Below are 22,336 nucleotides of genomic sequence, written 5' to 3'. Positions count from 1 at the left end.
TCGGTGCTGGTACAGTCTGGCGTACATACCACGGCAGAAATTCCGGGTGCCCTCTGGGCGCGCTCCCTCTGGTAGAAGCTATCGGCGAATTTCTGCCGGGATTTACTAGCGGGGCCAATCCAGGCCGTGGAGCAGCCAGTCGGGCAGGTTGCCATCCAGCGTCACCAGTTGCCGGGCTGGACCACCCCGGGCCGGCATGACCCAGATCCCCCACCCATCGCCCCGGTTGCTCAGGAAGGCCACCTGCTGGCCGTCCGGGCTGACGGCGGGCAGGCCGTCCAGGGCCGGATCGGTGGTCAGGCGGGTGACCGCGCCGCTGGCCACCTCCAGGCGGTACAGCTCCCAGTTGCCGTCCCGCTCCTGGCTCATGAAGATCACGGCGGAGCCGTCGGGCGTCCAGCGGGGGCGGGAATCCGACGGGATGTCGGTCAGGGGCTGGCGTCCGCTGCCGTCGATGTTCATGGTCCACAGGCCACAGTGGGCGCCAGTGTCGTCGCAGCCCTTGAAGACAATCTGATCCTGGCTGGGATGCCAGTCTGGATCCTGGCCGAAACCCAGGACGGTCACGTCGAAGTTGTCGTCGGCCCAGGTCAGGTAGAGCCGCCACTTGCGGTCGCCCTCCCGGTTGCTGGCAAAGACCAGCCGGTTCCCGGCCGGGTTCCAGCGGGGCAGGCTGTCTTCCAGGTTGGCGGAGAAGCGCACCCGCAGCTCGGTATCCAGGTCAAATCCACCCAGCCCCAGGGAGTCGTTGCGGGTGCTGCGGAAGGCCAGCCGCTGGCCGCCCGGCTGGAGGGCCGGCTGGACGGCATCGGGCACCAGCAAGGTGGGGGCCGCGCCTGTGGTGGGCCGAAGCGCGTAGATGTGGTGCCGGCCATCCCCATCGGTGGCGGAATAGAAGAGCAGGCCGCCGCTGCCGGCGCGCGGTTGGGCCCGGGCCTCGGGCGCCGGTGTGGGCGGCACCTCGGCCAGCGGCACCTGGTCCCCATCCTGGACCTGGGTCAGCTCCGGCGCGCCGGTGACCCAGCCCCGGCCGGTGCCGTCCGGGGGGTAGACGATCTGCCACCAGGGCTGGCCATCGGGTTGGGCCCGCCCGGTGACCGGCGCGGTGGCCTGGGCAGGCAGGGTCCCCACGATGGCGTACTCGGTGCCCGGCCCGGCTCGAACGTTGACCGCGGCCAGGGCCGTCAGCAGGGCGGCGGTCGGCGAGGGCGTTGGCTGCACGGTTGCCGCCGGGGCGGATGTGGCCGAGCCGGAGAGGTAGGCCAGGCTCTGGCTGAAGAGGGGCTCGTCCGGGGCCAGTTGGGCTGCCTGGGCCAGGTCGGCCAGGGCCTCCTCGTCGTCCGGCGGCGCGGTCAACAGCTTCGCCCACCCCCGCAGGAAGTAGGCTGCAGCAAGATCCGGCTTCGCCTTCAGGGCCGCGTTGGCACTGCTGATCACCCAGTCGGCCAGGGCTTCCTCCCACCCTTCGGCCACCGTGCCCACCACCAGGGGGGAGGGGGTGGCGAAGAGTTCCTGGACGGTGTAGGCCCGCATGATCGCCAGGGCCGCGTCGTAATCGCCGAAGAAAATCTCTTCCAGCAGGGGATACGCCTGGTGCTCGTCCTGGAGGACAGCCTGTCTGGCCTGGCCGTTGAGGCGAATCAGCCGGGCATTCCAGGCAAAGTTGCCGCTGGGATCTGTCAGAGACAGGGCCTCGGCCTCCTCCAGCACGGCCAGGGCATCCTTCCACAGCCCCGCCTGGGCCAGTTGGATGGCCCGGTCGTTGAGGTCACGCAGGCTGGCCGGGGCGTCGTCGGGCAAGGGCTGGAGGGTGACGGGTACCATGCGGCTGCCATCCCAGCGCAGGACGGCATACTCCACCCGGCGCACACCACAGGCGTAGCAGAAGACATAATATTCCGTCTGGTTCAGCAGCACTTCCTGCGTGCCATCGCCGTCCAGGTCGGCCAGCTCCCCGGCGCCGGGGCTGGCGCTGAAGTGGAACGCCTCCACCTGGAGGCGGCTGCCGTCAAAGCGCAGCAGGTGGAAAGTGCCGCCGTGGGCGCCCACGCCCCCGGCCACCTGGAGCCAGATGGGGAGCCCATCCACCGTGGGCGTGACGAAGACCTGACGCACGCTGGACGCTCCCGGCGTGCCGCCCAGGTAGTCCGGGCTGGGCTCGATTCCCTCCTGGCCGCTGGTCAGCTCCAGCCGCGCCAGCTCCTGCCAGCCGTCGTCGTGGCGCGCGTAGATCAGGATGGTGTGATGCTGCTCTGGATCAAAGCTGCGGATGCCGTAGGTGTGGGCCACCCACAGCTCCGGGCTGGTGGGGCCCTCCAGCCGGAAGGCCCGCACGCCTTCGATGCCGCCGAAGGGAGATACCTGGTCGCCGGTGGGCGGCGTCAGCCCCAACGCCTGGGCGGCCAGCGCCTCCAGCTCGGCTGCGGCGTCGGTTGCCCCCGCCTGCTCCCCTGGCTGGGGCGCCCACTGGGGTCTGTGGCCGCGCGCGGGCAACGTCACCGCGGGGGAGCCGTCCACCGGCAGCCAGATCAGGGAGCCGGTGAAGGGCGGGGCGCCCCGTTCGGTGATGTGGACCAGGGCAACGCCGCTGTCGTCTGGCGCCCACGCCACATCCTCAGCCGTGTGGGCGTCGTCCCGCAGGGGCACCAGCTCGGCGCCCACGTCCTGGAGGACGACCCGGTGCAGGGTGAAGAGACCGGCGGGCTGGGTGTTGGGAGCTGTCTGGCTGACGAAGGCCAGCAGCTCGCCTGCAGCCGTCTGGTGCGGTGCGCTGAACTGGCGGAAAGGATCCCCCGGCGTCAGGGGCTCACCGGCCACCAGCTGGACACCGCCGCCGGTGGCTGCGTCGATCCGCCAGAGGTGAGCCACCGGCTCGCCGAAGACCTGGTCCACCACGAAGATGGAGCGACCATCCTGACTCCAGGAAGGCTGGCAACAGGGGAAGCCGCTGAAATTCCCCACCTCCACCAGGGTGCCGCTCTCCAGCTCCTGGATGGCCAGCCCGCCCCCTTCCGGGTAGTAGACGTACTGGAGGAGCAGGCGGCTGCCATCGGGGGACCAGGAGAGGGGCCAGAAGAAGCGAGGCGGCGGACCGCTGCGCTCGCTGCCGGGCGTGGGGAAGGGGTCGCTGGGGCGGATGGTCTGCACCGGGGTGGTCTGGGCGGTGGCAGCGCCGGCGGGGATCAGGTGGACGCCGTTGAGGCCGTAGGCGATCCGGGTGCCATCGGGCGAAAACCGTGGAGAGCGGATCTCCCGCACGATCTGGTCTTCCTGTCCGGTCAGGGGCTCACCCTGCACCTTGACGATGCGGCTGGTGCCGGCGCCGTTGGACTCAATCAGGGCGTTGCCGCTCACGTAGACCAGGCGTGGGAGGGCCCCGGAGCCGTAGGGGGAGAGGTCAAAGTCTGTCACCGGCTCTGCCTCGTTGGTGATCTGGGTGAGGGTGGTGCCGTCCACCTCCAGACGCATGATCTGCCCGTTCTCGCCGATGAAGTAGAGGGGCGCGGGCAGCAGGGGGGCGTCGTTGGCTGCCGGCGACGCCTGGGCGGCCGGGGACGGGGCCGGGGTTACCGTTGCGGCGGGCGATGGCGTCTCCGCCGGCGGGGCGGAGGGCTCCTGGGTCAGGGCGGCCGCGGTCTGGGTCAGCGCCACGGCCACGGCCACATCCAGTTGGGACTGTTGGGCGGGTTGGCGGTTGCATGCGGCCACCAGCAGGGCGGCCACGAGCCATGGAATCAAGCGGCGAAGGGGTCGGGCGGGCATCGGTTCCTCACTTTCTGGGGCGCCTGTGCTGGCGTGCCCGGTCGGGCGGGTGATACAGGCACCCAACGGATTCGGCCTCAGGCCGGCAGCGGTGGCACGGCCACGCCCAGCGACTGCGCGGCCTGGCACAGCAGCTGCCAGGTGGCTTCATCCAGGGAGATCCCCTGGGCCCGGCGCTGGGCTGCGATGCGCTGTTCCGGCTCGCCGGGCAACAGGACTTCCTGGAAGCCGGGTGCGGGCGGAACGGCCTTGGTGCGCGCGGCCAGGGCAGCGCTGTCGACCAGGAAGTCGGCCAGGGGGCGGAAGGCGTCCACGTTGAGGAGCAGGAAGAGGACGCCGTTGCCGGGCCGGTAGTGGCCACCCAGGGCGGGGGAGCCGTTGCCCGTGAGCAGGCCGCCCAGCATCTCCACCAGCAGGGAGAGGGCATAGCCCTTGTGGCCGGCTGTGGGCAACAACATGCCGCCGTTGTACAGCGCGTTGGGGTCGGTGGTCGGATGGCCCTGGGCGTCCAGGATCCAGCCTTCGGGGATGGTCTGGCCCCGGTTGCGGGCCACCCGGACCTTGCCCTCGGCCACGGCGCTGGTGGCAAAGTCCAGCACCAGGGGCGGCCGGTCCCCCAGGGGGACGGCGGCGGCGATGGGGTTGGTGCCCAGCAGCCGGGCCGCACCGCCGAAGGGCGCCACCGCGCCGGTGATGCCGCCGCCGTTGCAGAAGGCCAGGGCGATCAGGCCCCCGTCGGCCGCCATCTGGACCCATTCGCCCAGCCGGCCCACGTGGCCACAGTTGAAGAGGCCCGCGGCGGCCAGGCCATGGGCCCGGGCTTTGGCCATGCCCTGTTCCATGGCCCATCGGGCGGCCACCTGGCCAAACCCCCGGCGCGCGTCCACCAGGCAGATGGCTCCGTGGTCCGAAACCAAAACAGGCCGGGCCTGGGGATCCAGATCCCCCCGCTCGATGCTGTCCAGATACTGGCGCACCCGAACCACGCCGTGGGAGTCGTGGCCGGCCAAATCGCTTTCCACCAGGGAGCGGGCCACCAGGTGGGCCACCTCCTCCGGCGCGCCGGCGGCATGGAAAATCTGGCCGACCCAGTCGGTCAGGGTTTGGGCTGAAATTGTGGGCATGGCGTCAACCCTCCGGGGCCATCTGGCGCTGGGCCAGGGCCTGGCGCCCGGCTTCCAGCAGTTCGATAATCCGATCCACGTCGTAGACACAGCCGCCCCAGGTGCCGCCGCTGGCGTTCTGGAGAGCCGCCCACAGGCGGGTGTCGTCCGGCAGGCGGGGGTCACTGGCCATGGCCGGGTTGGGAGTGCGCTGGGCCAGGACTGCAGCGCCCTCTTCTGGGCTGTAGCGCCGGCCGTCATGGCCCACCAGGTCGATGGAGCCTTCCAGCTTCACCGTGTCGATGACGATCTGGATGAGATCGCCCTCTCGCACCCGGCCGATGGGGCCGCCGGCCAGCCCTTCCGGCCCCACATGGCCGATGCAGGCGCCGGTGCTGACGCCGCTGAAGCGGGCGTCGGTCACCAGGGCCACTTCCTTGCCCCACTTCAGGTACTTGAGCGCGGCCGTCAGCTGGTAGGTCTCCTCCATGCCGCAGCCCAGGGGGCCGCGGCCCATGAGCACGATGATGTCGCCGGGGCGGATGGGGTTGTCCGTCTGTCCCTTGATGGCGGCAATGGCCTCCCGCTCGCTGGTGAAGACCCGGGCCGGCCCCACCTTGCGGTAGACGCCGTCGGCATCCAACACGCTGGGATCGATGGCCGTGCTCTTGACCACGGAACCTTCCGGCGCCAGGTTGCCCCGGGGGAAGGTGACGGTGCTGGTCAGGCCCCGCTCCCGGGCTCGGCGGGGTGCCATGATGACGTCGTCGGGATCCACGCCGTCCGCCTGGAAGAGGTGTTCCCGCAGGCGCTTGCGTCGTTCGCTGCGCTCCCAGGCTTCCAGCAGCTCCCCCAGGGGGCGGTTGTGAACCGTGCGGACGTCCAGGCGCAGCAGGCCCAGGTCCCGCAGGTGGAGCATCACTTCGGGGACGCCGCCCGCCAGGAAGACCCGCACCGTGGGGTGGCCCACCGGGCCGTTGGGCAGGACATCCACCAGGCGGGGCACCTGGCGGTTGATGCGGGTCCAGTCTTCCACCGTGGGCCGCCGCAGGCCGGCCGCGTGGGCCACCGCGGGCAGGTGCAGGAGGAGGTTGGTGCTGCCGCCAAACGCGGCATGGACCACCATGGCGTTGTGGACGGCGTCCTCGGTGAGGATGTCTGCGGTGGTGAGGCCGGCCTGGTAGAGGCGGATGAGGGCCTGGGCCGAGCGCCGGGCCATGTCCAGCCAGATGGGCTGGCCCGAAGGCGCCAGCGCGGCGTGGACCAGGGTCAGGCCCAGGGCTTCGGCCACCACCTGGCTGGTGGCCGCCGTGCCCAGGAACTGGCAGCCGCCGCCGGGCGAAGCGCAGGAGTGACAGCCCAGTTCGGCCGCCTCTTCCAGGGTGATCTCGCCGTGGGCGAAGCGCACGCCGATGGTCTGGATCTTGCCGGCATCCTCGCCGTGGGTGGGCGGCAGGGTGACGCCGCCGGGCACCAACACGGTGGGCAGCTCCCGCTGGGCGGCCAGGGCCAGCATCATGGCGGGCAGCCCCTTGTCGCAGGTGGCCACGCCCATCACGCCCCGGCGGGTGGGCAGGGAGCGGATCAGGCGGCGCAGGACCACGGCCGCGTCGTTGCGGTAGGGGAGGCTATCCATCATCCCCAGGGTGCCCTGGGTGCGGCCGTCGCACGGGTCGGTGACAAAGCCGGCGAAGGGGATGGTGCCCCGGCGGGCGAACTCTTCGGCCGCGGCCTGCATGAGCAGGCCCACTTCCCAGTGGCCGGTGTGGTAGCCCAGGGCGATGGGCGTGCCGTCGGGGGCGCGGATGCCGCCCTGGGTGCTGAGGATGAGGAATTCCGGCCGGCGCAGGCGGGCCGGATCCCAGCCCATGCCGGCGTCCTGGCTCAGGCCAAAGATGTCGCCGCTGGGCGCGTGGCGCAGAAAGTCCTCGTCCAGGGGCAGGCGGCCATCGGGCCCCGGGGCATGGGTCTGGATCTGGTAGGCGGAGGGATCTTCGGCTTCGATGGAGAGCTCCGGGAAGCCGTCGGATGTGTTGTCCATCTTCATGGTGACCTCGTGAGTGTCCGGGTGGTTGTTCCTGTTTTTATTTTGCCCCAATCGTCGCGCTTCCGCAAAGGTGGCCGGCTGTCTGGGGCGGGCGGCCCGGCGGATGGCCCCGCTGGAGGATGGCAGCGCACGTCGAGAAGCGGTCCAACATCCGTCTGTTGGATGTGTTAGAATCACGGGCAATCTTCGCTCTGTCACCGCCGCGACACAGGGGGGAGCGCGGCATGAGACCGGGGCCTGCCTTGGGCCGATGATTGAAATCATCGGCTGATACACCCCAGGTGCGTTTCAACTTGTAAGAGGAACTGGAAGCAGGTAGACCGATATGACCCTGGAAATGGCTGTTGCTTTTGCCCTGCTTTTGGGGGCGCTGGTCTTGTTTGCCTCGGAACGCTTTCCGGTGGAGTTGGTAGCCCTGATGATCCTGGCTGTGATGCTGGTCTTGGGGCCGTTTCTGGGGCTGACGGTGGCCGAGGTGGTGGGCGGCTTCGGCAACCCGGCCACGGTGACCATCCTGGCCATGTTCATCCTCAGCGGCGCCATTGCCCGCACCGGGGTGATCAACTGGCTGGCCGGCTGGCTTAGCCCCCTGATGGGGCGGGGAGAGCGCCGTCAGCTGGTGAGCATGATGCTGGTGGTGGGCGGCATCTCTGCTTTCCTCAACAACACGGCCACGGTGGCCATCCTCCTGCCCATGGTCATGACCCTGGCCAGGGAGCAGAAACGGGCGCCGTCCAAGCTGCTGATTCCCCTTTCCTTTGGGGCCCAGTTGGGCGGCGTTATCACCCTGATCGGCACCTCCACCAACATCCTGGCCAGCTCGGTGGCCGCGGCCCAGGGATACGGGGGCTTCGGCATGTTCGATTTCACCCTGATCGGCCTTTTGGTCTTTGCCGTGGGGCTGCTCTACTTTGTGCTGATCGGCCATCGGCTCCTGCCCGAGCGCCAGGCCGGCCAGAGCGTGGCGGACAGCTACCAGCTGAAGGCCTACCTGGCCGAGATCCGGATCCTGCCCGGCTCGCCCCTGGTGGGCCGTTCCCTGGCCGAAAGCCAGCTCAGCCGTCAGGTGGATGTGCAGGTGCTGGACATCATCCGGGGGGAGCAACATCTGGCGCCCCTGCACGGGGATACGGTGCTCCAGGCGGGGGATGTTCTGCTGGTGCAGGCCAACAGCAACCAGTTGCTGCACATCCAGGGCATCAAAGGCATTTCCATCACCCCGGACCTGCCGGACGAGAAGGGCCAGGAGATGGGCCTGTTGGAGGTGGTGGTGGGGCCCGGTTCCGACCTCATCGGCGGCACCCTGGAGAGTACCAACTTTCGCAACCGCTTCAACTGCTCCGTGGTGGCCATCCGCAAGCATGGCCGGGTGCTCCACGAACGGCTGAGCAGCGTCTCCCTGGAGCTTGGGGACGCGCTGTTGTTGCACGGCACTCCCTATGCCCTGGAGCAGCTCAAACGGGAGCCGGCCTTCATCGTCACCGAGCAGGCGCCGTTGGCTACCTTCCGCCGGGAAAAGATCCCCATCGCCCTGGGCATCATCCTGGGGGTGGTCGGGGTAGCCGGCATGGGCGTCCCCATCCTGGTGACGGCCATGGTGGGCAGCGTCTTGACCGTGTTGGCCGGCTGTCTGAAGGTGAACGAGATCCACGAGTCCATCCGCTGGGATGTGATCTTTCTGCTGGCGGGGGTGTTGCCCCTGGGGCTGGCGCTGGAGCGTACTGGAGCCGCCCAGTGGGTCGCCGATCTGGCGGTGCAGCTGGCGGGCTCGGTCTCGCCCCTGTTCATGTTGATGATCTTCTACGCGGCCGCGGCCCTGCTCACCGAGTTCATCTCCAACAATGCGACCGTGGTGGTCCTGGCGCCCATTGCCGGGGCCACGGCCACCGCGTTGGGGCTGCGGCCGTCCGCCTTCATCCTGGCCATCATGTTTGCCGCCTCCACCAGTTTCATGACCCCCATCGGCTACCAGACCAACACCATGGTGTACGGGCCGGGCGGCTATAAATTCCTGGACTTCTTCCGGGTGGGCGCGCTGCTGAACCTGGTCCTGGCCCTCACCACACCGGTGTTCATCTGGCTCTTCTGGGGGCTGTGAAGGAAAGAAACGCTGACCTGTGCCGGTTCACGGGGAAAGGGGCGTCGGCCCGGCCGCGGGCGGCGTGGCCGGCAGGGTGGCCGGCACCTGGTTGGCGGGGACCCGCCGGGTGAGGATGTACCATTCGGCGAAGGTGGCAAAGCGTTCTGATGGATGGGCCAGGGCGCCGATCTGGACGTTGTGCACCCGACTGCTCACGCCATAGGTGTAGACCGGGTAATAGAGGGGCAAGGCCGGCAGTTCGTCGGCGAAGAGCTGCTGAAAACGGACATAGAGCGCCCGGCGCTCCTCCTCGTTGACGATGGCCCGGCCCTGTTCCATGAGGGTGTCGGCCTCCTCGTTGGCCCAACCGCTGTAGTTCTGGCCGCCGCCTTCGGCCTGGGTGCTGTGCCAGAGGGGATACGGGTCGGGATCGCCCGTCAGGTCCCAGCCGATGAGCGCGGCATCGAAGCGGCGGGGGGTCAGGAAGTCTGTGACCAGCCCGGCAAAGGTCACGGGCGTGGGCTGGGCGTCTATCCCCAGGGCCCGCCAGTCCGCGGCGATGCGTTCGGCCAGGCGGGTGCGCAGGTCGTCGTCGTTGGTGTAGAGAAGGAAGCGGAAGGGCTGCCCATCCTTGTCCCGGATGCCGTCGCCGTCGCTGTCCACCCAGCCGGCTGCATCCAGCAGTTGGCTGGCCCGGACGGGATCGTAGGGGTAGTGGGGGATGGCCGGGTCGTAGGCCCAGCTTTCAGGCAGGAAGGGGCTATGGGCCACAACACCCTGGCCAGCCGCCACTTCGTCCACCAGGCGTTGGCGGTCCAGGCCGTAGAAGAGGGCCTGGCGTACCTCTTTCTCCTGGAAAAAGGGCACATCCGGATTGGCCAGGTTGAAGACCACGCTCAGGTATTCCGATTGCACAGCGGAAAAGAGCTGCAGGTCGGGCTGGGCCGTGGCCACCGGCAGATCCTGGGGCAGGATCTGGCTGATGCCATCAATTTCGTCGTTCAGGTAAGCGGTCAGCAGGTTGGCGTGATCCGGGTAGAAGTGGAACTCCAGGGCCGCAATGTAGGGGCGGTTGCCACCGGCGTAGGGGCTTGGTTCCAGCCGGATGTGATCGGTGTCGATCTGGGCCACCTGCAGGGGCCCGCTGCCGATGGGCGAACTGGTCAGGGCCATGGTGGCCAGTTGAGCCGGCGGTACCTGGCCCCACACGTGACGGGGCAGCAGGCCGATAGCCGTGTAGTCCAGGAACGGCGTAAAGGGTTCACTCAACTGGAAGCGCACGGTCAGGTCGTCCACCTTCTCCACCTGGACGGACCGCCACAGGCTGGCCAGGTCTGGCAGGTTGAGGAGATCCGGCGACTGGAGGATCCCGACGGTGAACAGGACGTCGTCGGCAGTGATGGGCTGGCCGTCATGCCAGTACTGGTCGGGCTTCAGGCGGAAGGTGTAGAGGACGTCGTCGGTGATGGTCCAGCCGGATGCCAGGTCGGGCACGGCCCGGCCCCGCTTGTCGATGCGGGTCAGGCCCCGATAGAGCAGGCCACAGAGGTCTTGATCGGCTTCTGTCACATTGCAGAGGAGGGGGTTGAGATACTGGGGCCGCCCGGCGATGCCCTCGCGAAAGACGCCTCCCCGGTCGGGCACCAGGACCGTCTCCACCTGGTAGGTGGAGTAGCCCAGCAGCAAGGCCAGGCTCAGGATGCCGGCCAGGGCCAAGATCACCTGCCAGCGCAGGTGCCTGCCGATGGAGACTGCCGGGGAAGTGGGGGGCAGGGATGGAGAACGGGACTGCACCATGGGCAATCGTCCCTTACCGAGAGCGAAACCAAAAGCGGACAGGGCGCCGGGATCGGCCTCTGGGGCCGGATGCCCGGCAACGGGCCGGCCCGCTTACTCCAGCGCGACGGTCAGCAGGGCCAGCAGAAAGAAGAGGCCCGCCAGCATGAACGTGATGTTGAACAGGGTCTTTTCGATACCCCGCCGGGTGCGATAGATGTCGGAGCCACCAAAAACGCTCCCCAGGCCACTTCCCGTCTGCCCCTGGATCAGCACCACTGCGACCAGCGCCACAGAGATGATGATGGTGGCGATCATCAAATAATCGGCAAAATTCATGGCTCTGTCCTGGCTCCTATCGTCCTGGGCTCATCTACCATATCATCTACTACCACATCATCGACCACAAAAGTGCATCGACCACAAAAGTACGCTACCCACCCCGGTTTCGCAGGCAGGTTCCCACACATTTGGCGGATGAGCCTCGTCCTGATGTCAGCACGTCCCACCTTCGTGGGATTCCGGGTGCACAATACCGATCCAGTATAGCCAGGGGCTTCCATTTCACCAAATTGCCGCCTCCCTCGGGGACGTCTCTTCCCGCGGGCCAGAGGTCTGCTCCCCTGGCCGGGCCGGCGGCAGGTCGTAGACGTACAGGATCGGGTTGTTGTGCTGGTTGCGGTACACGGCCAGGGTGCCGCCGGGATAATATTGCTCCACAGCCACCAGGGCCGCGGGATCGTCGGCCGTGATCAGCACCCGGGTCCCCGGCGGCAGCGAACGGGCGTTCCACCCTTCGTCGGGCATCTCCAGCCGTTGGGGAAGCCTGCCATTGGCCAGGAAGGTCACCGTGGGGTAGGTCCACAGGGCCTGGGCATCCACCTGGCCCAACAGCAGAACCGGCGTCTGCTCGCCTGTCTCCCGGATGACCCGGCCCACGTAGCTGGCCAGATCGTCGTCGGACTGGACGAACTGGTAGTAGTCCACCCAGTTGAAGAGCCCCACGCCGATCACCAATCCCAACATCACGTACAAAAAGGCCTGGCCGCTCCAGGTGCCCAGGTCGTGCATGAGCATGACCCGGATGCGGTCCACGCCAAAGGCCACGGCCAGCATGGCCGCCGGCAGCGCCGGTAACAGCCAGGTCCACTGGACGGTGCCGGGGGCCAGCAGCGCGTAGCCAATCAGCGCGCCCATGAGCCAGGTCACCAGGCTCCAGCCAGGCCAGCGGTCCAGGTTGAGGAGCAGGCCGCCGACCGCCAGGACAAACAGGGGCGCGACCAGGCTGCCCAGCAGGGCCCCGGGGTAGCCGAACCAGGGGCTTTGGTCCGGCAGGAGGTTGAAGGTGAGCAGGCCCAGGCGCAGGTTCAGCCAAGCGGACTGTTGCACCAGGGGCCATAGCCCGGCCGGCGTCCCTTCGGCGCTGGCGGTTGTCCACAGGTGTGCCTGGAAGAGATAGCCCAGAAGCCGTTGAGGATCGGCCATCCACGTGCCCAGCCAGGGCCCCAAGGCCACCGCCACACCACCCAGCCAGGTCAGGAGCCGGGAGCGGCCCCGGCCGCGGACCTGCGTCGGCCAACCCTGGCCCAGGAGCCAGACGCCTACCCACCAGGCTCCGCCCACGGCCACCAGGGCCAGCCCACTGGGGTGGAGGAGGGAGGCTACGCCCAAGAGCACGCCGCTGCCGGCCAGGGACAGGCCGCTGCCCGTGCGCACTCCCCGGGCCAGGGCCCATAGCCCCAGGCTACCCCATGCCACCACTTCCATGTGGAGGGGTAGGCGGCTGAAATGGAGGGTGGCGTAGTTGGTGGCAAAGAGGGCGGCTGCCAGCCAGCACAGCCAGCGTCCATCGTCTTCCAGCCATTCACCATAGGGGCCGTAGAGGGGAACCCGCCGAAAGATCTCCCGGCCCACAAGCCAGGTGGCCAGGGTGGCCAGCACGCCGGCCAGGAGGCCGGCCAGGCGGATGCCCAGCAGGTTGTCGCCCGTGAGCCAGATGCCCAGGCCCGTGGTCAGGTAGGCCAGGGGGAGCTGACCCTCTTCTACCGGCTGGAAGAGCTGGCGCCAGCCCGCCGCCAGTTCGGCCCGGGCCTGCAGACCCAACTCGGCCACGCGGATATCCACCCGAACCGGCACATCAATCCACTGGTGGGTGAACAGGAAGAACGCGCCGCCCAGGATCAGCAGCAGGGGAAGCAGGGTGCGGCCCCGGCTCTCCTCCTGGTTGGCCGGCTCCCGGCGGCGGGGCAGCATCCAGGCTGCGCCCACCACGTAGCTGACCATCCCCAGCGGCCAGGCCAGGTGCATCCAGCGCTGTTCGGCGTGGCCGGTGGCCAACAGCAGGGTCACCAGCCCGGTCAGGCAGAGGCCCACGGCCAGGCCGGCAGCCGCCAGCGTTCCCTTGCCGTCCACCGTCGGGTCTGGGTTCGACCGTCGCAGCCGGGGCCACACCGCCGTCGGCCAGGGCGGCGCCAACCAGCCAAAGGCCAGGCTGCTGAGCGCCGACAGCCAGAGGGCCAGCCGGATGAGATCCGCGGGCAGCCAGAAGTTCAGGCGGTAGAGGACCGGCCACGCGCTCAGCCAACCAGCGGGGAAAAACCCGGCCATGCTTCGCTGGTCGAAGATGTGCTGAGCAAAGTAGGCCGTCAACAAAACGGCCGCCAGCAGCAGGAAGTGCAAGAGCCTCACGCGGTCTACCTTATGCGCTTCTGCGTCTCCTTGGGCGGCGGGGAGTGTCTTCGGGCTGGCCAACGGGTCCTGGATCTGGAACAAAACAAACCCGGTTGACGCGATGCTGACAACCGGGCTGTTCACTGCGGTTCAGGAGGGAAGACGAACCCGCCGGGAAGTGTTCATGGGGATGCCCAGAGCTCCTGGCGGGGCTCTGGGGGTCAATCATGTCAATCGCACGGCAGGAATTTCGGAGACAAGACCTCTGTCGCGAACAAGTGGGGTGACAGATGTTCGCTAAACGTTATGAGGCCTCGTGGGTTTCCCCGGCTGCCGTGTTATCATCCTTCTGCTTCTCATCCTCCAGGGACGACTGGCGGCGGAATTCCCGGATTCCCTTGCCGACGGCACCGAAGACTTCTGGCAATTTCCCCACGCCGAAGAGCATGGTCACAATCACCAGGATCAAGATCAACTCGACCGGGCCAAAATTCGGTAACATGCGTTTGCCTCCAATTCTAAAGCGTGACAAAGTTGCAGACGGGGCTGCATGGGGTAAGCCATCATTGGCTGCATTATAGCACCATCATGGATAGATGCAAAAGAGGATTTTGTTCAGGAAAGGTGGGGTCTGTGCTACAATAATGGCATGCTACACGAGCTGTCCATCCGCAACTTTGCCATCATCGACGATCTGCAGCTGACCTTCGGCCCAGGGCTCAACATCCTGACCGGGGAAACAGGCGCGGGTAAGTCCATCATCATCGATGCCCTCAGCCTGCTGCTGGGGGACCGGGCTACGGCCGAATGGGTGCGGGCCGGCGCCGATGTGGCCGAGATCGAGGCCACCTTCCACCTGGCCCAGCCCAATGGATCGGCCACCGCATCGGCCACCGAGCAGGCCAACGAGGTCATCGCCGAAGTTCAGCGCCTGTTGGAGGCCCAGGGGCTGGACGAGCCGGATTCGCCCCAGTGGCTGGTGTTGAGCCGGGAGGTGCGCCTGAACGGCCGCAACATCTGCCGGGTCAACGGCCGGGTGGTCAGCCTCCAGATCCTGAGCGAGATCGCCGGCCACCTCATCGATGTCCACGGCCAGGGCGAACACCTGAACCTGCTGCGGCCCCGCACCCACGTGCACCTGCTGGACCGCTACGCCGGCCTTTTGCCCCTGCGCCGGGAAGTGGCCAGCCGGGTGGCTGCCCTGCGCAAGGTGCGCGCCGAACTGGACCGCCTGCGCCAGGACGCCCGCACCATCGCCCAACGCATGGACCTGCTTCAGTTTCAGGTGGAGGAGATCTTCGCCGCCGATCTCCAGCCCGGGGAGGATGAGGAGCTGGAGGGAGAGCGCCGGCGCCTGGCCAATGCAGAGGCCCTTCTCTCCCTGGCCCAGGCCGCCACAGCCATCCTCAGCGAAGGCGAGGGGGAAATGCCCGGTGCCATCGACCTGGTGAGCGAAGCCGTCGGCCGGCTGGAACGGCTGGCCCGGATCGACCCGGACATGAACGCCGCGGCCGAGGATGCCCAGGCGCTCCTGGAACAGCTGGCCGAGCTGGCCCGCCATCTCCAGGATTACGCGGAAGGGCTGGAGTTTAACCCGGAGCGGCTCCAGGAGGTGGAAGAACGGCTGGAGCTCATCCACAACCTGAAGCGCAAGTATGGCGACACCCTGGAGCAGATCCTGGCCTTCGGCCAAAAAGCCCGGGATGAACTGGAGGAGCTCAGCAACTGGGAGGTGCGCACCTCTGAGCTGGAGGAAGCCGAGGAGCGCCTGCTCCACGAGATCGGGCAACTGGCGGCCGAGTTGAGCGCCCAGCGCCAGGCCGCGGGTGAACAACTGGCCCGGCAGGTGGAAGCCGAGCTGGCCGACCTCCAGATGGCCCGGGCCCGCTTCGCCGTGGCCGTGAACCAGACCCCCCGGGAGGATGGCGCCTACCTGCCCGACGGCCGCCGGGTGGCCTTCGATGCCACCGGCGTGGACCAGGTGGAGTTCCTGATCAGCGCCAACCCGGGCGAACCCCTGAAACCCATGGCCCGGGTCGCCTCCGGCGGCGAGACGGCACGGCTGATGCTGGCCCTGAAGAGCGTCCTGAGCCAGGCCGACGCCACGCCCACCCTCATCTTTGACGAGATCGACCAGGGCATCGGCGGCCGCATCGGCGCGGTGGTGGGGCAGAAGCTGTGGCGGCTGACCGGCCAGGATCGCGCGGCCCAGGGAGACGGCCCTGGGGTGACCCACCAGGTGCTCTGCATTACCCACCTGCCCCAACTGGCCGCCTTTGGCGACCGCCACTTCACCGTCAACAAGCAGGTCCAGCAGGTGGATGGCGTGGAGCGCACCAGCACCGTCGTCCGCTGCCTGGAGGGAGAGGCGCGTATCGATGAGCTGGCCCAGATGTTGGGTGCCGCCACCGCCACAGGCCGCCGCTCTGTGGAGGAGATGATGGCCGAGGTGGCCTCGGTGAAGGCCGGGGCCCGGCATGGCGGGGTTCTGTCCTCCGTTCCGAAAGGATAAATGAGCATTTCCAGGCAGTTTCCATTTCTCACCGCAGGCTTGACCCCCCATCAATTCCGGCGGAAATCTATCGAGCGTTCCAACCGGAGAAAAAGGAGCCCCTTTGCCGGGGCGTTTTCGCCAGCCTACGCCGACCCAAGGGGGGGGCGGCTCTTCCTGGGCCTCTTCCTGGCCGGGCTGCTCCTGGGGCTGGCGGTCATGGCCACGGGCGTCGGGATCGCCCGTGCCCAGACACCTTCCACGCCGGCTACCGAGACTCCGGCTGCCGATGTGCCCAGGGAATCCCCCATCGTCTACGTGCTCACCTTCGAGGGGGCGGTCACGCCGGTGTTGGCCAGCTACATCGAGGATGGCATCCGACTGGCGGTGGAAAACCAGGCGGAGGCGGTGATCCTTCAGCTGGACACACCCGGCGGCAGTGTGGACATCACCAAATCCATCACCCAGAAGATGCTGGCTTCCCCTGTACCCCTGGTGGTCTACGTCTCCCCCAGCGGCGCCCACGCCGGCAGCGCGGGCACCTTCATCACCCTGGCCGCCCACGTGGCCGCCATGGCCCCGGGAAGCAGCATCGGCGCGGCCAGCCCGGTGACCGCCGACGGCACCGACATGGGCGAGACCATGGCGGCCAAGGTCAAGAACATCCTGGCCGCCGACATCGAGAACCTGGCCTCCCGTCGCGGGGAACGGGCCACCGAGTGGGCCATCGCCGCGGTCCAGGAGGCGGCGGCCGCCACAGCCCGCCAGGCCCTGGAGCTGGGGGTCATCGACTTCATCGCGGAGGATCTGGACGACCTACTGGCCCAGATGGACGGCTTCCAGGTGACCGTGGCCGGGGAGACCCGCACCCTCCACACCGCGGATGCCACCCTCATCCCGGTGGAACTGAATGCCATCGAACAATTTTTGAACTTCATCAGCGACCCCAGCATCGCCTCCATTCTGCTGAGCCTGGGCATCCTGGGGCTGGTGGTGGAGCTGCGCACGCCTGGTTTTGGTGTGCCGGGCATCGTGGGCATCATCTCCCTGTTGCTGGCCTTCTATGCCCTGGGCCAGCTGGATGCCAACTTTGCCGGGCTGGCTCTGATTGCCCTGGCCCTGGCCCTGTTCCTGGCCGAAGCGTTCACCCCCACCTTCGGGGTATTGGCGGCCGGCGGCGCCATTGCCTTTGTCCTGGGCGGGGTGCTGCTCTTTGATGCGCCGGGGGTGGAGGTGCCCTGGCCCACCATCATCGGCCTGGCCGTGGGCCTGGGCGGCTTCGCCATCTTCATCGGCGTCAAAGCCCTGGCCATCCAGCGACGGCCCCCCCTCACCGGCGGCGATGCCCTCATCGGCCAGATCGCCACGGCCAGGCAGGATCTGCGCGCGGGGGAACCCGGCGCGGTCTTTGTGGCCGGCGAATGGTGGAACGCCGAGCTGCTGGAAGGCAGCGTGGAGGCGGGGAAACCGGTCCAGGTGGTGGGCCGGCGGGGATATCGCCTGCTGGTCCGGCCTGTGGACCAGGCTTCATCGTCAACGACTTAATCATGGCCCTACTGCACAAAGGTCCAATGAGGACGCTGACCCACGCAGATGAACGCTGATTCGGGTGACTCCCTCCAGCGTTTCTTTGCGCCTTTGCGTTCAAAAATGCCCTTTTTGCAGGGGAGTCAATCATCCATTGCGATTGGTATCGATCTTTTCATGAAACCAACGGATTCCTGGCGGAAATATTTGACCGACTACAACGAAGGCCTGGGGTTGGTCTACGAGCGTTTTGTCCTCAACGATTTCCTCGATGCCCTGCGCCGTCGCCATCAGATCGGCTCGGTGTTGGAAGCACCCCTCTACGGCATGGCCGGCGTCAGCGGCATCAACGGCGTTATCTTTGCCCAACAGGGGGTGCCCGTCACCCTGGTGGACGATCAGCCGGAGCGGCTGGATGGCGTCCGCCGCATCTGGGCGGAGGAATTGGGCCTGCCCGCCGACTTCGTCCTGGTGCCCCCCGGCGGGTGGAACCGGCTGCCCTTTGCCGACCGTTCCTTTGATTTGACCTGGGAATGGGCGGCCCTCTGGCACATCGCGGACCCGGCCGGGCTTTTGCGGGAGCTGGTGCGCACCAGCCGGAAGCTGGTCTTTGTGGCCATGCCCAACCGGCTGCAGGTGGGCTACTGGATGCGCAAGTGGATCCTGGACCGGGAATTTTTCACCGCCCACGATGAAAGCTGGACCGACATGGGACGCATCCGGTGCATCCTGGAGGATGCTGGCCTGGAGATCATCGAGGAGGGCGTGTTGGATGTGCCCCCATGGCCAGACACAGTCATGCCGGCTCGGGAAGTGCTTCGCCGCCTGGGCATTCACAGCTCCCGGCTGGAGGCCCGATTCTCCGGCGAGAGCTGGCAGTGGAGCACCATGGCCTACTACCTGGGCCAGGAGCCCGACCTGCGGGAGCGGGTGATGCGCTATGCCTGGCTGGACCAGGCGCCTCTCCCCTGGCAGGCCAAGGCCATCTGGGCCCATCACCGTTATCTCCTGGGCCGGGTGCCGTAGGGGGGGGCTTCCGTGCCCGCCCGTTGGCTTGATCTCAACATGCACGTGCTGGAGGTGGGCAGCGACTGCGGCCCAAGGAGGCAAGGATGAATCTGGATTACATACTGGAGCGGATGGCCGACAACGCGGCCACCGTGGAAAGCCTGGCCCGAAGTGTGGGGGAAGAGCAGGCCCGCTGGAAGCCGTCGCCGACGGAGTGGTCCATCCTGGAGGTGATCAACCACCTCTACGACGAGGAGCGAGAGGATTTCCGTACCCGGTTGGATTACACCCTGCACAGGCCCGGCCAGCCATGGCCCCCCATCGATCCCGAGGGCTGGGTGGTGGCCCGCAGCTACAACAGCCGGGAACTGCAGCCTTCCCTGGACAACTTCCTGGCCGAGCGACGCCGCTCCATGGCCTGGCTGCGCAGCCTCCAGGCGCCCAACTGGTCGGCCACCTACACCCATCCCAGGGCCGGCGCCATCACGGCTGGCGCCCTGCTGGCCTCGTGGCTGGCCCACGACTTCCTGCATATCCGCCAGTTGACCCAGCTCCACTGGCAATTCATCGGCGTGGTAGCACCGGACTGTCCGGTCACCTATGCCGGTCCCTGGTAATGTGCCCGGCCTCCATCCTTCCTGGCGTCATGGAGTAGACCATCATGCCCTATCGCCAATTTCAGAATCTGGAGGAAGTGGCCGAATACGCCCAGGGGCTGGACGAGCGCTGGCCGGAGCGGGAGGCTGTGGCCGGCCACATCAGCGGACAGCTGGCCGGCCTCTCTTCTCGTTTTTCTGCCCAGGTTTCAGCCCCCTTCCTTCAGGTGGTGGAGCTGTGCACCGGCCCGGGGCGGCTGGCCGCGCGGCTGCTGGCCGACCATTCCCACCTCTTCCTCACCGGCTTCGACATCTCCGGGCCCGCCCTGGCCTTCGCCCGGGCACGGCTGGCCCCCTACCGGGGCCGGTTTCGCCTGATCCAGGCGGACCTGAACCAGGATGGGTGGCTGGACCAGCTGCCCCCGGTGGTACATGCGGTGGTCTCCATGCAATCCCTCCACGATCTGGGCGATGAGTGTTGCGTGGACCGCATCTATGGCCTGGCCCGGCGCATCCTGACGCCCGGCGGCCTGTTCATCAACGCCGACCTGCTGGCCGCCTCTCCCCCGGATCCCAAGAACCCCGGCCGCCTCCCTGTCCAAAGGCACCTGGCCCTGTTGCAGAAGCATGGTTTTGCCCCGGTGGCGTGCACCCTGCAGGCGGGCGGCTTCGGCTGTTTCGTGGCTTCTGTCCCGGAAGACAGGCGCCCATCATCCCATTAACCGACCACAGGAAAAGGTGGATCCCATGCAAGCATCCGAGTTTGTTGTCCCTGGATTCGATGCGGCTGGCGTGGCAGCCGGCATCAAGAAGAACGGCGCCCTGGACCTGGCCCTGATTGCCAGCCGGGTTCCCTGCCGGGCCGCCGCGGTCTTTACCCTGAACCGCTTTCCGGCGGCGCCCGTCCAATATGACCGGCGGCTGTTGGCCTTCAACCCCACTTCCGTCCACGGCGTGGTCATCAACAGCGGCTGTGCCAATGCCTGCACAGGCGTGGAAGGCGCGGCCAACGCCCGCCGCACGGCCGAAGCCGTGGAACGGGCCCTGGGCGCCGGCGACCAGACGATCTTCGTGATGAGCACCGGCGTCATCGGCGTGCAGTTGCCCATGGACCGGCTGCTGGACGGCATCCCGGCCGTGGTGCAGCAGCTCCGGCCGGAAGGCTGGCCCGATGCCGCCCGGGCCATCATGACCACCGACACCCGGCCCAAGCTGTTCACCCGCTCGGTCCAGATCGGCGGGGAGACGGTGCGCCTGACCGGTATTGCCAAGGGGGCCGGCATGATCCATCCCAATATGGCCACCATGTTGAGCACCCTGGCCACCGACGTCCATATGGCGCAGCCCCTGCTCCAACAGGCCCTGCATGCCGCGGTCAACCGCAGTTTTAACCGGATCAGCATCGACGGCGACACCAGTACCAACGACACGGTGCTCCTGCTGGCCAACGGGCTGGCCGGCAACCCCGAGATTCAGGAGTCGGATGATCCGGCCTATGGGGCCTTTGTGGAGGCCCTGACCGAGCTGTGCACTGAGCTGGCCCAGGCCATCGTCCGGGATGGCGAGGGCGCCACCAAATTCGTGACCATCCAGGTCAACGGAGCGATCAGCGACCAGGAGGCCCACCAGGCCGCCAACACCATCGCGACCAGCCCCCTGGTGAAGACCGCTTTCTTCGGCAACGATGCCAACTGGGGCCGAATCCTGGCCGCGGTGGGGCGGGCCGGCATCCAGGTGGAGCCAGAGAAATGTGCCCTCTTCGTCAGCGGGGGGCCGGCGCCGGGTCAGCATCTGCCCGAGCTGCAGCTGGTGGAGGCGGGGACGCCCCTGCCCTATGCCGAGGCCGATGCGGCCGAGCGCTTTGCCCAGCCGGAGATCGACGTGCGGGTGGAGCTGGGCCTGGGCCAGGGCCGGGCGACCGTCTGGACCACCGATCTCAGCCACGAATATGTGAGCATCAACGGGGACTATCGGACGTGAGGGCCGAGGAGGGGCGAAACGTTAACCGGGCGTTACCATGCCGTTAACCTGTGCCCTGTACGCTGTAGGCGCTTGCGAGGAATACCTGGGGAGCAAAAATCAACACTCGCAACGTGCAACCAATCCTCTTCATATCCTCCTCTCACCCCCCCCTTTGAACCCTCGGGAAGACGGCCCGCACGTGCATGGAAAAGCGGGCCGTCTCCCATTGACCTCTCCCATTGACCTCATGGAATGGCCAAGACCGCAGCTCCCTGGATCTGGCTGGCTTTGAGGCGCTGCAGGGCGCGGTTGGCTTCGTGTAGCGGAAAGGTTTCTGCCTGGACCTGGATGGGGATGGACGCGGCCAGCTGCAGGAAGTCCGTGGCGTCCTGCCGGGTGAAGTTGGTGACGCTGCGCAGGGTGCGTTCGCCATAGATCAGCTGGTAGTCCATCTGGGGGATGGGGCTCATGTGGATGGCGTTGATGGCCACGGTACCGCCGGGCCGCAGGTGCTGCAGGGCCAGGGGGACGATGTGGCCCGCCGGTGCAAAGATGATGCTGCTGTGGCAGGGCGCGGGGGGCTGCTCTTCCGCCCGCCCGACCCAGGCGGCCCCCAGTTGCCGGGCCAGCTCCCGGTGCTCCTCGGAACGGGTGAAGACGTAGACCTGGCAGTCCCAGTGGCGGGCCACCTGGATGACCAGATGGGCGCTGGCTCCGAAGCCATAGAGCCCCAACCGTTCGCCCGGCCGGATCTGGCTCAGGCGCAGGGCCCGGTAGCCCACGATGCCGGCGCAAAGCAGGGGGGCTGCCTCCGCGTCGGCGAAGCGGTCCGGGATGGGGTAGGCGAAGCCCTGGTCCACCACGGCGTACTGCGCGTAGCCACCATCGGCCTGGAGCCCGGTGAACCGGGCCCGCTGGCACAGGTTCTCCAGGCCCTGGCGGCAGAACTCACACTCGCCACAGCTCCAGTTGAGCCACGCCACCCCCACCCGGTCGCCTACGGCAAACCGGGTGACGCCTTCGCCCAGCCGGTCCACCACTCCCACCAGTTGGTGGCCTGGGACGAGGGGCGTGCGGGGCAGCTCCAGGTCCCCCTCGACGGTGTGGAGATCCGTGTGACAGACGCCACACACCCGGAGGCGGAGGCGGATCTGGCCGGGCCCCGGCTCCGGCGTGGGGACCTCTTCCGCCTGCAGGGGGTTTTCCTCGACGGGGCGCGTTTGGTGGAGGACCATCGCTTGCATGGGCATCCTCTCCTTTTTGATTTTGACTCTCCTTCGACGTGTAGGGCGGGCCTCCGGCCCACCGGACGGG

At 67.6% G+C, this 22,336-nt stretch carries 15 protein-coding genes; 7 read left to right on the top strand and 8 right to left on the bottom strand.

Annotated elements, in window-relative coordinates; genetic code table 11:
- Positions 1-105: 105 nt before the first annotated feature.
- The 3 genes from FKZ61_RS01455 to FKZ61_RS01445 all read right to left on the bottom strand — a co-directional run bounded on the left by FKZ61_RS01455 (position 106) and on the right by FKZ61_RS01445 (position 6,906).
- Positions 106-3,762, bottom strand: a complete 3,657-nt coding sequence (locus tag FKZ61_RS01455; protein ID WP_141608293.1) for an SH3 domain-containing protein — start codon at positions 3,760-3,762, stop codon at positions 106-108.
- Positions 3,763-3,839: 77 nt separating this feature from the next.
- The gene (locus tag FKZ61_RS01450; protein WP_141608292.1) at positions 3,840-4,886 is read right to left on the bottom strand and encodes an Ldh family oxidoreductase; all 1,047 of its coding nucleotides are present in this window, start codon (positions 4,884-4,886) and stop codon (positions 3,840-3,842) included.
- A gap of 4 nt (positions 4,887-4,890) precedes the next feature.
- Entirely contained in the window at positions 4,891-6,906 is a 2,016-nt protein-coding gene (locus tag FKZ61_RS01445; protein ID WP_141608491.1) for a YjhG/YagF family D-xylonate dehydratase, read from the bottom strand.
- Between the two features lie 331 nt (positions 6,907-7,237).
- On the opposite strand from FKZ61_RS01445, the gene FKZ61_RS01440 reads away from it, so the two are divergent.
- Positions 7,238-9,010, top strand: coding sequence for an SLC13 family permease (locus FKZ61_RS01440; RefSeq protein ID WP_141608291.1), 1,773 nt, complete (start codon positions 7,238-7,240; stop codon positions 9,008-9,010).
- Positions 9,011-9,037: 27 nt separating this feature from the next.
- On the opposite strand, the gene FKZ61_RS01435 is transcribed toward FKZ61_RS01440, so the two are convergent.
- The 4 genes from FKZ61_RS01435 to tatA form a co-directional block, all read right to left on the bottom strand.
- Positions 9,038-10,789, bottom strand: a complete 1,752-nt coding sequence (locus tag FKZ61_RS01435; protein ID WP_141608290.1) for an ABC transporter substrate-binding protein — start codon at positions 10,787-10,789, stop codon at positions 9,038-9,040.
- A gap of 93 nt (positions 10,790-10,882) precedes the next feature.
- Positions 10,883-11,107, bottom strand: a complete 225-nt coding sequence (gene secG / locus FKZ61_RS01430) for a preprotein translocase subunit SecG (protein WP_141608289.1) — start codon at positions 11,105-11,107, stop codon at positions 10,883-10,885.
- Between the two features lie 225 nt (positions 11,108-11,332).
- A complete protein-coding gene (locus FKZ61_RS01425; protein ID WP_141608288.1) occupies positions 11,333-13,456 on the bottom strand; it encodes a hypothetical protein in 2,124 nt (707 codons plus the stop codon).
- 286 nt (positions 13,457-13,742) lie between these two features.
- Positions 13,743-13,940, bottom strand: coding sequence for a twin-arginine translocase TatA/TatE family subunit (tatA, locus tag FKZ61_RS01420; protein ID WP_141608287.1), 198 nt, complete (start codon positions 13,938-13,940; stop codon positions 13,743-13,745).
- 147 nt (positions 13,941-14,087) lie between these two features.
- Between tatA and recN the strand changes: the two genes are divergently transcribed.
- The 6 genes from recN (at position 14,088) to argJ (ending at position 21,040) form a co-directional block, all read left to right on the top strand.
- A complete protein-coding gene (gene recN, locus FKZ61_RS01415) occupies positions 14,088-15,950 on the top strand; it encodes a DNA repair protein RecN (protein ID WP_141608286.1) in 1,863 nt (620 codons plus the stop codon).
- Complete coding sequence (locus FKZ61_RS01410; RefSeq protein ID WP_141608285.1) at positions 15,951-17,474, top strand: NfeD family protein; 1,524 nt, start codon at positions 15,951-15,953, stop codon at positions 17,472-17,474. It begins immediately after the preceding gene.
- 159 nt (positions 17,475-17,633) lie between these two features.
- The gene (locus FKZ61_RS01405; RefSeq protein WP_170199056.1) at positions 17,634-18,482 is read left to right on the top strand and encodes a class I SAM-dependent methyltransferase; all 849 of its coding nucleotides are present in this window, start codon (positions 17,634-17,636) and stop codon (positions 18,480-18,482) included.
- Between the two features lie 86 nt (positions 18,483-18,568).
- Positions 18,569-19,081 carry a DinB family protein gene (locus FKZ61_RS01400; protein WP_141608283.1) on the top strand — a complete coding sequence of 171 codons (513 nt, stop codon included), beginning with the start codon at positions 18,569-18,571 and terminating at the stop codon, positions 19,079-19,081.
- A 44-nt stretch (positions 19,082-19,125) separates the two neighbouring features.
- A complete protein-coding gene (locus tag FKZ61_RS01395; protein WP_141608282.1) occupies positions 19,126-19,782 on the top strand; it encodes a class I SAM-dependent methyltransferase in 657 nt (218 codons plus the stop codon).
- Positions 19,783-19,807: 25 nt separating this feature from the next.
- Complete coding sequence (gene argJ / locus FKZ61_RS01390) at positions 19,808-21,040, top strand: bifunctional glutamate N-acetyltransferase/amino-acid acetyltransferase ArgJ (protein ID WP_141608281.1); 1,233 nt, start codon at positions 19,808-19,810, stop codon at positions 21,038-21,040.
- A gap of 227 nt (positions 21,041-21,267) precedes the next feature.
- On the opposite strand, the gene FKZ61_RS01385 is transcribed toward argJ, so the two are convergent.
- Positions 21,268-22,266: a zinc-dependent alcohol dehydrogenase family protein gene (locus FKZ61_RS01385; RefSeq protein ID WP_141608280.1), complete on the bottom strand. Its 999-nt coding sequence runs from the start codon at positions 22,264-22,266 to the stop codon at positions 21,268-21,270.
- Between the last annotated feature and the right edge of the window lie 70 nt (positions 22,267-22,336).

This window comes from Litorilinea aerophila (genome assembly GCF_006569185.2).
GTDB lineage: Bacteria > Chloroflexota > Anaerolineae > Caldilineales > Caldilineaceae > Litorilinea > Litorilinea aerophila.
The sequence above is the reverse complement of the archived record's forward strand: the minus strand, read 5'-3'. Positions and strand labels throughout refer to the sequence as shown.